The organism is Bradyrhizobium sp. 138 (genome assembly GCF_023074075.1).
In the GTDB taxonomy this organism is placed as follows: Bacteria; Pseudomonadota; Alphaproteobacteria; order Rhizobiales; family Xanthobacteraceae; genus Bradyrhizobium.
In genome coordinates, this window is the sequence record NZ_JADPKT010000091.1 from 14,153 (window position 1) to 26,610 (window position 12,458).

7 protein-coding genes and 2 pseudogenes are annotated in these 12,458 nt (G+C 60.5%); 3 read left to right on the plus strand and 6 right to left on the minus strand.

Going from position 1 to position 12,458, the window contains the following annotated elements:
* Positions 1-14: 14 nt before the first annotated feature.
* From IVA79_RS31370 to IVA79_RS31390, 5 genes and pseudogenes are all read right to left on the minus strand, one after another.
* Positions 15-599, minus strand: coding sequence for a HyaD/HybD family hydrogenase maturation endopeptidase (locus IVA79_RS31370; RefSeq protein WP_247560449.1), 585 nt, complete (start codon positions 597-599; stop codon positions 15-17).
* Positions 600-617: 18 nt separating this feature from the next.
* Positions 618-1,361, minus strand: coding sequence for a Ni/Fe-hydrogenase, b-type cytochrome subunit (cybH, locus tag IVA79_RS31375; RefSeq protein WP_247560451.1), 744 nt, complete (start codon positions 1,359-1,361; stop codon positions 618-620).
* 16 nt (positions 1,362-1,377) lie between these two features.
* Positions 1,378-3,168, minus strand: a complete 1,791-nt coding sequence (locus tag IVA79_RS31380) for a nickel-dependent hydrogenase large subunit (RefSeq protein WP_247560454.1) — start codon at positions 3,166-3,168, stop codon at positions 1,378-1,380.
* A gap of 31 nt (positions 3,169-3,199) precedes the next feature.
* Entirely contained in the window at positions 3,200-4,291 is a 1,092-nt protein-coding gene (locus IVA79_RS31385) for a hydrogenase small subunit (RefSeq protein WP_247560456.1), read from the minus strand.
* Between the two features lie 342 nt (positions 4,292-4,633).
* Positions 4,634-5,109 (minus strand): annotated as a pseudogene (locus IVA79_RS31390) (nickel-dependent hydrogenase large subunit); the annotation flags it as partial.
* A 2,190-nt stretch (positions 5,110-7,299) separates the two neighbouring features.
* On the opposite strand from IVA79_RS31390, the gene IVA79_RS31395 reads away from it, so the two are divergent.
* Positions 7,300-8,358, plus strand: coding sequence for a pyridoxal-phosphate dependent enzyme (locus IVA79_RS31395; protein WP_247277981.1), 1,059 nt, complete (start codon positions 7,300-7,302; stop codon positions 8,356-8,358).
* A gap of 81 nt (positions 8,359-8,439) precedes the next feature.
* Here IVA79_RS31395 and IVA79_RS31400 read toward each other — a convergent pair whose 3' ends face one another.
* Positions 8,440-9,063 (minus strand): hypothetical protein, encoded by a 624-nt coding sequence (locus IVA79_RS31400; RefSeq protein ID WP_247560458.1) that lies wholly within the window; start codon positions 9,061-9,063, stop codon positions 8,440-8,442.
* Positions 9,064-9,941: 878 nt separating this feature from the next.
* Here IVA79_RS31400 and IVA79_RS31405 point away from each other — a divergent pair.
* Both IVA79_RS31405 and groES read left to right on the plus strand, forming a co-directional pair.
* A pseudogene (locus tag IVA79_RS31405) lies at positions 9,942-10,619 on the plus strand (IS5 family transposase).
* Between the two features lie 1,504 nt (positions 10,620-12,123).
* The gene (gene groES, locus IVA79_RS31410; RefSeq protein WP_247277985.1) at positions 12,124-12,438 is read left to right on the plus strand and encodes a co-chaperone GroES; all 315 of its coding nucleotides are present in this window, start codon (positions 12,124-12,126) and stop codon (positions 12,436-12,438) included.
* Positions 12,439-12,458: the final 20 nt, after the last annotated feature.

Here is a 12,458-nt window from a genome sequence, read left to right on the forward strand (position 1 = left end):
GATGGTTCAGCCGGTCAGGCCGGCCGCCCCCTCATCTCGTAATGCTGATGATCGATGTCGTTGGCGAGCAGCCGCTCCGATTCTGCCAACGGCGCGGTGCGCGGCATCACCTCGACGCCCCATTCGGCCAGGATCTCGCAACCAAGCTCGAGCGCCGGCGCGATCTGATCGCGCACCGGCTGTGTCAGCGGGCCACCCCAATCCTCGAGGTCGAGCGGCTGGCAGCCGATCAATACGAGATGTCGCGGACAACGGCCAAGCAGGTCGGCCGCGCTGATGACCTCCTGGAAGCCGGTCTGGTGCAAGCTCATCTTCTTGGCGTCGGTGAAACGCGGCACCTCGTCGTCGCGAACGAGCTTCAACTGCCCGGGCTCGAGCCCATAGTCGATCGCGTCGAATACGATCAAACGATCCGCATCCTCCAGGTAGTTCACGAGGTAGAGCCCCTGCGTGCCGCCGTCGAGAATGGTGACGTTGTCGGGCACGGCGTAGCGGCGGTGGAATTTCTCCACCGCACGCACGCCGAAGCCTTCGTCGGCCCACAGGATGTTGCCGATGCCGAGCACCAGGATGCGGTTTGCTTGCGAAGATGTCGGCATCGGTATCATTCCAGTTTCTCAGTCGCGGAATTGCCGCTCGCCGGAGATCATCGAGGAGACGATGCTGTGGCGCGACATGATGTCCTCACGGACCGCGGCGTAGATGTGCACCATCACGAATACGACCAGCGCCCACATGCCGAGATGATGCCAGGTGTGAACGTCCTGGCTGTTCGGCCAAATCGCGAACACCCAGCCGAACAGCTTGTGCTGCCAACTGTCGATACCCGCACCTTCCGAATAGAGCGCAAAGCCGGTAACGATCATGAACGCCACGAACAGCGTGAAGCCCGTGAACATCGCGGTCCGCGCCAGCGGGTTGTGGCCGATATACATCTTCGGCTCGCGCTCCAGGAACGCATACCAGCGGATTTCATGCAGCACTTCCTTCCAGAAGTGCTTGCGATGCACCGGCAGATAGAAAATCTGCCGGGAATGGTGATTTCCGACGAAGGCCCACAGAATGCGGGCAAGGAAGAACACCGCCAGCACCTGCCCCGCCGCGAAATGGGCAAAGCGGATATAGCCCATCACGAAGTTCGCCGAGGCCTCCCCCTCGACCGACGGCAATGGCGTTCCGATCAGATAACCGGTCACCATCAGCACGATGATCGAGAACGCGTTCACCCAATGGCAGATCCGCACCGGCGCTTCGTAGACATAGACGGCGGGACGGCAGACCCCATGTTCGCCGGCCGCATCGGCCGCTATCGCGGAGAGGTCCGGCTCGGCTTCCGCCGGACGTGCAGCTACATCCATCATGGCGTTTCCCCCTGCTTCACCTGACCTTGACGCTGGCCATTTCCTGGCCGTCCGGACTCATGACATGCGTGGAGCAGGCCAGGCACGGATCGAAGGAATGGATCGTGCGCAGGATCTCCAAAGGCTGCTCGGGATTGACCATCGGGGTGTTCATCAGCGAGGCCTCGAATGCACCGATGTTCCCTTGCGGATCGCGCGGTGAGCCGTTCCAGGTGGTCGGCACCACGCACTGGTAATTGTCGATCTTGGTTTCCTTGATCTTGATCCAGTGCGCGAGTGCGCCGCGCGGCGCCTCGGTGAAGCCAAAACCCTTGGCCTCCTTCGGCCAGCTCTCCGGCTTCCACTTGTCGACGTTCGCGGTCGAGCTGTCGCCGGCCTTGATGTTGGCGACGAGCTTGTCCTGGAAGTAACGCATTTGTCGTCCGGCCCAGACCGACTCCAGCGCGCGCGCCGCCGTCCGACCGAGCGTCGAGAATAGCGCCGATAGCGGAAGGTCCATATCCTTCAGGAACTTGTCGACAGGATCCTTGAACTCGGCCTTGTTCTGCGCATAGCCCACCACCCAACGCGCCAGCGGGCCGACCTCCATGGCGTGACCCCGCCAGCGCGGCGCCTTGATCCATGAATATTTTCCGCCCTCATCGAGCTGCTCGATCGCGGTCTTGGTGCCTTTCGCATTGGGCCCCAGCACGTAGTTCGGCTCGGTTACGCCGTCCCAGGGATGCAGTCCCTTTGTTTCGTCGGGATATTTGTACCAGGAGTGAACCACGAACTCCTGGATCTCACCGGGGTTGGCATGATCGACGGGAAGCACCTCCGAGAGATTGCCGTTTATGATGGCGCCCCGCGGCAGCTTCAGGCTCTTGGAGGAGTAGTCGTTGGCGTGTTCCGGCACGTCGCCATAAGAGAGTACGCTCTTGCCGGAAAGACCGCCGCCGTAGAGCCAGTCCTTGTAGAACGAACCGATCGCCGCCACGTCGGGCAGGTAGACCTGCTCGTTGAACTCGATCAGGCGATCGATGATCGACGAGATCAGGTTCAGGCGCTCGATGTTGATGGCACCGACCGCGCCCGTGCCGTCGACGTTGATCGGAGAGGGCACGCCGCCCACGAGCCAGTTCGGATGCGGATTCTTGCCGCCGAAGATGGTTTGGATCTTGACGATCTCCTTCTGGAAATCGAGCGCCTCCAGATAGTGCGCGACCGCCATCAGATTGGCCTCAGGCGGCAGCTTGTAGGCCTTGCTGCCCCAATAGCCGTTCTTGAAGGGCCCCAACTGCCCCGACTCGAAGAACTTCTTGAGACGGGTTTGCAGGTCCTTGAAGTAACCTGGCGACGACAGCGGCCAGCTCGAGATCGACTGCGCCAGCGTCGAGGTTGCCCGCGGGTCGGCCGAAAGCGCGGAGACCAAATCGACCCAATCCAGCGCGTGCAGGTGATAGAAGTGAACGACGTGGTCGTGCACCTGCAAGGCAAGCTGCATCAGATTGCGGATCGAATTGGCGTTCTCCGGAATGGTGATCCCGAGCGCGTTCTCGACCGCGCGCACCGACGTCAGCGCGTGCGTGCCGGTGCAGACGCCGCAGATCCGTTCCGTGAACGCCCAGGCGTCGCGGGGATCGCGATCCTTCAGGATCACCTCGATCCCGCGCCACATCGTGCCGCTGGAGACTGCGTTTCGGATGACGTTATCGGCGTCGACATTGACCTCGACGCGCATGTGACCTTCGATACGGGTCACCGGATCGACGACGATGCGCTTGCCGGAATTGTCGCGATTGAAGCCGTTGGGAGTCTGGATACCCATGATTTTGTTTACTCTTGGATCTCTTTGGTGCTTAGCTGGTGTGGTGCGCGTCTTCGCGCTTGCCGGCGAGCCGCTTCACCGCGGTCACCGCTGCATGCGCGGCGACTGCCGCACCGACGGCTCCGGCCGCCATCATGCCGATCTGGTCGGCGTTCTTCTCGATGCCGAACTGCTTGATGTTGGTGAGGCGGTCGTAGAACGAACCCTTGTCCCAGAATCCGTCTTCCGAGCAGCCGATGCAGCCATGGCCCGACTGGATCGGGAAGGAGACGCCGCCATTCCAGCGCACGGTCGAGCAGGCGTTGTAGGTGGTCGGGCCCTTGCAGCCCATCTTGTAGAGACAATAGCCCTTGCGCGCCGCCTCGTCGTCCCACTCCTCGACGAACTGGCCGGCGTCGAAATGCGACCGCCGGTAGCACTTGTCGTGGATACGCTGCGCGTAAAACATCTTCGGCCGGCCCTGACGGTCGAGCTCGGGCAATTTGCCGAAAGTGGTGATGAAGGTGATGACGCCGGTCATCACTTCAGCGATCGGGGGGCATCCCGGCACCTTGATGATCGGCTTGTTGGCGATGACCTTGTCGATGGGCGTCGCCTGCGTCGGATTGGGCTTGGCCGCCTGCACGCAGCCCCACGAGGCGCAAGCGCCCCAGGCGATGATCGCCATCGCATCCTCCGCCACCATCTTCAGCTTCTCGACGAACGGCTTGCCGCCGTCGATGCAGAACATGCCGCCTTCGTTCAGCGGCGGATTGCCTTCCACCGCGAGAATGTATTGCCCTTTGTGCTTGGCGCGGGTCTCTTCGAGGATCGCCTCCGCCTGGTGGCCTGCGGCCGCCATGATGGTGCCGTCATAGTCGAGCGAGATCATCGAGAGCACGGCATCCTTCACCAGCGGGTGCGCGGAACGAATGAAGCTCTCGGAACAGCAGGTGCATTCGAGGCCGTGCATCCAGATCACCGGCACGCGCGGCTTGGTCTCGAGCGCGTTCGCGATGCGGCTCGCCCCCAGCGGCCCGAGGCCGAGACTCGTCGCAGTCAGACTGCAAAATTTGTGAAAGCTCCGACGCGTGATACCTTGTCGCCTGATCACGCTGTAAAACGTTTCCGTCGCCGCGCCCATGAATCGTCCCGCCTCGGCTTTGACTTGTCTATGACGCCAAGGACAGCAAGAAGCAGGCCAAGCACCGGGAGCGTAAGGAAAGTAGAGTGATACCAAATTGTTGCAGATTTGAATTGCTCGAATTGCGGTGCGCGCGCATGCCCCGACCGAGAAAAACGCAAACAATTCGATTTCAGGCGACAACGAAGTTTCCGTCCCCGCGCGAGAGACCACTCAATGCGCGGTGCACACCATCCAGGGATCGAACGAGCGCACGACGTGCTGGATGGCGACCGAGCGTGCGCCGGCGCCGCCGACATCAGTGCCGATCAGCGCCTGCTCCAGCGGGCCGCCGACATCGGCCGGCTGGAAGGCCAGACTATGCGGCCATTTCCCGTCGAAGATACCCATAGGTTCGAGCAGCCGCGCCCGCGCCGGCAAGACATCGCGTGCCGCAGTGCCGCGCGTCGCTGCGAAACGGTCCCGTGTCTCCTCATGCCAGGAGTGCGCGGCACAGGCCTCGCGAGCGAAGTCCGGCATGAAGAAGATGTAGACGTGCGTGAGATGATCGGCGGCCTTCTCCGCCGCATGCGCGAGATTGATGGCGAGAATCCCGTTCGGCGCGACCTCGGCCGCCATCGCATCGCGAAGAGCGACAGGCGCGGCGACTGCGCGACCGAGCAGATGCCGCAGATCCGCGGCGCCAGCGCCCGCGCTTCGATGGGCGGACGCGCCTCCAGGATCTGCTCGAAGCCGCGACACAGCGGCGCCGTCACCTCCGCGTGCATGACCCGCCCACTCTCGACATCGAGGCCAACTTCGAGATCGCCCTCGACGCGTTGAGCGGACCATCGTGAAGCGCGTCATGGCGTGCGCTTGGCCGTCGGGCGGCCGGGCAGCACGACAGCGGTCGCATTCAGCCGCACCCGCCGCGGCGTCGCCGACCCACGAACGAGGTCTTGGGCATGTCGGTCGGAAGTCCGACCGGAATGCCGGCAAGCTTTGCGGATGTCTCTCTCCACAGTGAAACGCGAAGCGACTTGCTCCGGCGCGACCTCCCTCGGTACATCTGGTGCGTACGCGCGATGTTGGAAAGACAATCAATCTTCGACTTGCTTTTTGACGCGACAGATCTCTTCAACCGAGCCACGTGCCCGAGCTGGCTTATCGGCCCGATATGTGCAGTTTTCGCTTCGCTGGCGAGCACGCCTGAATTCCAACAGCGCAAAGCGACGGCGCCTCCGAACAGACACGTGGACAAACGTTGGAATGGCTCATCGACCACCTGGATGAATTTCAAGCAGCGGCGACCGCCGGCGCGACTCCGGTTCGCACTCCACGCCCGTGCTGCCGTCCGCAAGCCCTGTCCTGACGCCTCAGTGAGCGAACAGAGCGCGGCGGGCTATACTCAACATACGAGAGGCGGTGATCCGCTTTCGAGCGGGCGCTAACGAATAACTAGGCCAAAGGGGCGACACCTTAAGCTCTTAAGAAGTTGGAACGGGCCCTGGGCCTCAGCGGGGTCAATGCCTAGATCTTGTGATCTGCGGCAGCCGCTTTATCGGCAAGGTCCTCGCGAACCGACGCACTATGTCGCCGCGGGGCAGTGTCTAGCGCACCCTCAACGCGCCCCTCGCCGGCACATATCGCCGCGGCTTAGCCCAGAGTATAGTATGCAGAGACGTGGCTTGCCCCATCAATGCTTGCCTGTAGAGACCGTTCGGGCCTCGGCTGATCCGAACTCCTCTTCAATCGCGGGACACACCAACTGCACGTCCGGCTCGAAGACGAAGCCCCGTAGCACAAGCGTCACTTCAGCTTGATCTGGACATCACCACGGCAGAATGCCTTCGGCAATGCCGAAGCCGCACGACTTTCCAGTCGCGTTAGTGTCGAGATCGCAGCAATGACCAGAACAAAAATTTAGCTGTCGGTGAAGCTCCACTGTCACATTCAACGGGTCCTAGTCATTGTATTCGTTTTGGGCACAGCTGAGCCACTGACCGCCACGTCAAAACTAAACATCGTTACCGTCTTGATGGACCATCAGGAGGCTGGGACATGCTGGGCCCTCATCGTTTGATTCTAAGTTTTCAGGATTTTGCGCCATGTCATATCCACCCCCTCAAACCAAGCTGCATGCTGTGCTGAAAGGTGCTCTGGAGGATGCTGTCCGGATGGTGCCTGAAGCAAAGCGGACGTCTTCATTGAAGGCTTGCCTCGCCGAGAAGGTTCTAACTCTGGCCGCGCGGGGCGAGAGCAATCCAACGATCCTAACTCGTCTCGCCGTGCTGACAGTGCAGAAATCCTGCCATGGCTGTTACGGATGTGAAAGGTGGCAGTCGCACGGGGGAGCCTGCGAGGCGCGAATTGATTAATTTGAACTGGAAGGTCGGGCTTTCTGGCGTCACAGTAGCGCGGTTGGCGATACGCTTTTCGCTGACGTGATGGGAGACTCGTTCACTATGTCATAGCGTCCGCGTGACCCAGTAGCGGCCACCCACGCCGAGGCCAAACTTAACGCATATAAAATATGACAGAACTTCCCTCGATCTGTAAAGCGCCACTGCCTCGCTTCGGGAATGTCGTTTTCGCGACACACGAGCGTGCATTGAAACACGACCGCGTCGGAATCGAACACAACACACATTTGCCGAATACCGGAGTGCACATGCAGGGAGGACCAGACTTTGATGACGGAAACGGTCGCCTTGATCACGCAGGCGAATACTACCCAAGAGCCTAAGTACTGTTCGCTCGAAACGTCGGCTGGTTCTGCGACGTGATATCCGCGAAGATCCGCAGCATCCCGCACAATGCAATCCTTCAGTCGAGCTTCGCTGGGATCGCTCCAACCGCAATTTAAACTTGCGTAGGCGGACGCGAGCGCGAAAAGGGCCCCTGGGAGAAGCGCGCGATCGAAGTCCTCGAGGATGGTGCTCGCAGGTACAGCTGGTTATGATCGGCGGAAAGAGTTGCTGTGCAACGCTCCAGCAGCAGCCGTCACCTGTAGCGGGCAAGATCAACGCATGAACAGCACCTCTTCACCAGTCAATGCGATCGCAGCCGAGCTTGGCCGCCTCGATCCCGCATACGCGCCGACGCCACTCCTGAACCTTCCGACGCTTGCGGAGCGGCTCGGAGTGGCGCAGGTGCTAGCGAAAGACGAGGGCCGCCGCATGCTCGGCAGCTTCAAGTCGCTTGGTGGCACCTATGCCGGGTTGCGCGCGCTCGCCCGGGCCTCGCGCATGCAGTTGGCCGACCTTCTCGCGGCCCGACCTAAGGGGCAGCCGACCCTGGTCTGCGCCAGTGACGGTAATCACGGGCTCGCGGTAGCTGCCGCCGCGCGCTTTGCCGGGGCGCCCGCCCGCGTGTTCCTGCACGAGGGCGTGCCGAACGCGCGCGCGCGCCGCATCGAGAATCAGGGTGCCGAGATCGTCTGGGTGCCGGGCACCTACGACAATGCAGTTGATGCGGCCGCAGCCGCGGCCTGCCAGGGCGCCGGCATTCTTGTCGCCGATACGACCGACGATCCGAACGATCCCATCGTTTGCGACGTCATGGCGGGATACGGCGTTACGGCGGCGGAAATCCGCGATCAAGTAGATTTCGCCGGCCATGGGCGTCCGACACACGTCTTTATACAAGCTGGTGTCGGCGGACTCGCCGCTGCCATCGCCGAGGGCCTCTCGGGCTGGCTGGCACCTCCGGGATGCATCGTGACGGTCGAGCCGGAAACCGCCGCGTGTCTTGCGCCCGCGCTCGCGGCCGGTCACCCGATTCGGGTGATGGGCGACCTCCGAACATCCGCGGAGATGCTCTCCTGCGGCCAGGCGAGTGCGCCCGCCGTTGCGGTGCTCAGGCGTCACGGCGCTCGGGCCATCACCGTGCCCGAGGCGGAATTGGTGGATGCTGTTCGCGTACTCTCCGCCCATGATGGCCTCGCCACCACGCCGTCCGGTGCAGCGGGCCTGGCGGGTGCTATGGCTGCCCTCGCAGACCCGAGCCATACAAGCGATCTCGGACTCGACCGGTCGAGCCGCATTCTCGTCCTCCTCACCGAATGCGCCTGGGAGGACCGAACGTGAGCACCGCGATCTTCGCTCCTAGTTCGACTTGCATCCTCTCAGCGAGGCCATGTCTGGCAGGCTCGAGGCTTCATGATTAGATCATCGGCGGTCCGTCTCCGGCTCCGGAACCAGCGGCGCGCCCCCGACGGAAACCGGCCCTTCTGGTTTAGGCGGGCGAGTGGCTCTTGTAATCGGCTTTGAAGCGGCCTGGGCTGCCGGCGGACGAATATCTGCAGGAAGAGGCGCAGCAATGTTCTGCAGAGACTCAATTCTTGAGGTCAGGGCTGCGATTTGATCTAACATCCGTTTCAAATCGGCTTGCTGCGCATCGATGTTGCGGTTAAGCGCTGAAATCTCCTCGCTCACCTCCTGTTGCCCCGACCGGATCTCCGAAAGCGCTGCCTTGTCTTCAGGTGACAACGCCGGCATTGGGACGACTTCACGTGCCGTTAACGCCTCGATCATTCGGTCGATATGGGGCCAGTAAAATGCACCCCCAACGCATAGCCCGATGAAGACGGCGATAAATCCAAAAACCCACGGAAGGCGTCTTGATGACTTCTGCAAGACGGGCGGCAACTCCGAACCGTTCGCTTGATCAATCACATTCATCATTCTTTCTCTCGATCTATAATGGCTCTCGTTGCCGAGATAATAGATGACGGTCAAGAGCGTCCATGTGAAAGTAATTGGCATGCGCACAAAGATATCGGGAAAGATCATGCCGCTTCAGCGTCCAACACGATTCCTCTCGTTCAACAAATCGATGTTTTACCGCGCCAACAGGCACTCGGCGCATTAACGCTGCACAGGCAATGAAAAAACGCACGATACGATCGCGGCCATAGCTCTAAGTACACTCGCGATGGCGCGGGCTCCTCCGCACAGGCCGCAATCTGCGGGCGCACTATCGAAAGATAAACAAGCACGCTCGCAGAAGGCGGGCTCAGCTTCTCAGATCAATTCTGCGCCTGAATGGATGGCTTTAGGCAAAGTTAAGCTAGCCGATTGAGAGATGACGAATCGCGGTCTATAAGAACGGGCGTTATCTGCGCGAGTCTAACAGCGAGCCATTTGACCAGAATCATGAGCCAGGAGCCACGGCTCCCTATGCCGGAATTTACCGGTGCATGGGCTGGCATCGCGAGATCGGCATCGTAGCGGACCACGTCTTACCGCCACAAGGACATCATACGCACGCGGTGCATTTTTCAAGCGTGACCACCCGGTTCGCAGACTTACTCGGAAATACAAGGAATATTGATTTTGGCGACTGAGTGGGCCTATCTTTTCGACTTTGCAAGCCTAACAGCCTGCATTGAACGCGGCGGCATTTTCGCGGCGAGCTTAGAGCAAGCGCATCAGGTGTCAGCCGTTTCATAATTGCGATGGAATTGGTGGGTAATTCTTTGGAATGCGTGGACTTCTGATCGTTTTTGTGGCGCTTACAATAGTGTTGGCAGCACGCGGCCGACACCAAGATGGCTTTGTGCCGCGGCTGACCGCGTCCATGCCGCCTCAACGTGCCCTAGGTGGTGTGGACTCTTGGGATTCTCAAATCAGACGGAACGTGATTCAAGGCTTTCTTTTAGGAGGAAGCCTTGGGCGTCATGGATCGGCTCGTCCTGAGCGATGGGCAATGGGATCGCCTCTCCGGCTTGATCATCGGTCGGCCGGACCAGCGCGGTTCGACGGGCCGCGACAACCGGATGTTTGTCGAGGGCGTTTTATGGATCGTGCGAACCGGTTCGCCGTGGCGTGGTCTGCCCGAAGTGTTTGGATCCGGACTTTGAATACCTGATCGTTGACTCCACTATCGTCCGCGCCCACCAACACGCCAGCGGCGCAAAAGGGGGGCTCAAAATCAGGCCATCGGGCGTTCGCGCGGCGGCCTGACGACAAAAATCCATATGGCTGTCCGCGGCCTGGGTTGCCCGGTCCGCTTCTTCCTGACGGCAGGTCAGGCCGGCGATGCGCCTCAGGCCCAGCCGCTCATCGAGGGGCTCGCAGCCGAGGTCGTCATGGGCGATGCGGCCTACGATTCCGATGCGTTGAGATCCGCCGTCGACGCTAAAGGCGCACAGGCCGTCATTCCAAACAATCCCTCGCGGGCGAAGAAATATCCGCTCAACAAGCCCATCTACGCCGAGCGTCATCTCGTTGAATGCTGCTTCTCAAAGCTGAAGCAGTTCAGACGCGTCGCAACGCGCTACGAAAAGACCGCCCGGAACTACTTCGCCGTCGTAACTATCGCTGCAGCTCTGCTCTGGCTAAGGTAACTGTCCACATTACCTAGTCTTATGATCGTGGTCGAGTAGCGCGACCATTTGGCTTTCCGCTGACAGATCCGGGCAGCCGGCTTTCCCGCAGCCCCGCTCTTCCCGGGGACAACCCGCGTCATATCCGCGCCTGTGCCCAAATGTGAGCGGCGTCTTACCATCCGGCGGTGAGCCAAGCGCATCTGTCGGACGCGCGTTGCTATGACCCAGCCACAGCGAGCTTCACGACAGTCGCTGATGACCGGGCTCATCTTGCATGAGCCTAGGATTTGGGACATTTGCACTCTATGTCACTCGTTCGGACGGGCTTCGGGTACCGAAGCCTGTCGCCGCCTATTTCGATACGTTACATCTTGACGTACGGTGCGATTCAAGCGCCTTAGATAGCTTGTCGTGTGAAACTTTTCGGACCACTCGGTTGTGTCGCATGTAATCCGAGGCGCACAGTATGTGTACGATGTCCAACATGAATCCCATCAAGCTCCAAAGCTAAAGACGCGCCCAAAGCACAAGGCAGCATCTTAAGTCTAGCTTTAAGGTCACGTGGCGAATGCAAGTCGATGTGTTCGGCGCCGAAGGTCGGCGGCGATGGAGTTGCGACGAGAAGGTTCGTCATGTCGATGGACCTTGCAGGCTGGCGAGACGGTCTGCGGCGTCGCGCGCCGGTACGGGGTGGCTCACAGCCTGCTGTTCACCAGGCTTCGACAAGTGCACCAGGGGCGACCGGGCGGAGATTCCGTGCAGCTCTTGTTCCTGTCGAGATCACAACTACGCTGGCTCCGGTATTGATCAGCACGCCGCCACCGGCGTCTTCACAGCTCGCCCATCGCTTCAGGATTTAGTTGAACGCCTTGGCCAGGTCATGGCCGCCGGACAGTTTGGCGAGCTGTTTGCGCATATAGATCTGTCGCGATGCCGGCATGCCCTTTCGCGCAAACCGGGGACATCGGCGCGCACGCTGTCTGGAGCACGGGCGATCCGCCCAGCAGCGACTTCGGCGCGCAAAGGTGATCTGATACTGGACGAGGTGCCGAACGATTTGCGCTAGCTCTCGCAGCCAGCGTTGCCTCGCCTCGAGTTGCTGAGTATCGGATCATCGATCAAGCGGAGCGATACCTCCAATTCCCGACCTCCGCGTTAGGTTCTAAACGCATCGCAATCTTAGAACGAAATCAGCCGACGATTCGCATTTGAACCGGCACCAGATCGGCGGGCCTTTACCATCTCGAATTTAGGGCAGAGGAATTGAACTGTAGATGACATTAGGTCGAGAGACAGAGCCATACGACTCACTCAGAAGAAGGTCGACGCTCGGCGGCAAACTCGAAGAGGTGATTTGGGGCAGCCCCACAGAGATCCCGCGGGCCCAGCCGATTTTCCTGCTACAAACACTTGTTCCCCAAAAAATCGGTCCTATTTCAGCTGCGCCTGCATTGGCACTCGCAGGCAGCGATTGCTAGAAATCGTGAAATTTTCAACTGGTGTAAATGCTTAGGAGATCTGCATGGAATTCCGTCCGCTTCACGACCGGGTCGTGGTCAAGCGTATCGACGCAGAAGAAAAGACCGCTGGCGGCATCATCATTCCGGACACTGCCAAGGAAAAGCCTTCGCAAGGTGAAGTCATCGCCGTCGGCCCCGGAGGCCGCGACGAGAGTGGCAAGCTGATCCCGATCGACGTCCTGGTCGGCGACCGCGTCCTGTTCGGCAAGTGGTCAGGCACCGAGGTCAAGATCGACGGCCAGGAGCTGTTGATCATGAAGGAGAGCGACATCCTGGGCGTTCTCACGGACGCGTCCGCCAAGAAGAAGGCCGCCTAAACCATCGCTCGCACGCTCAT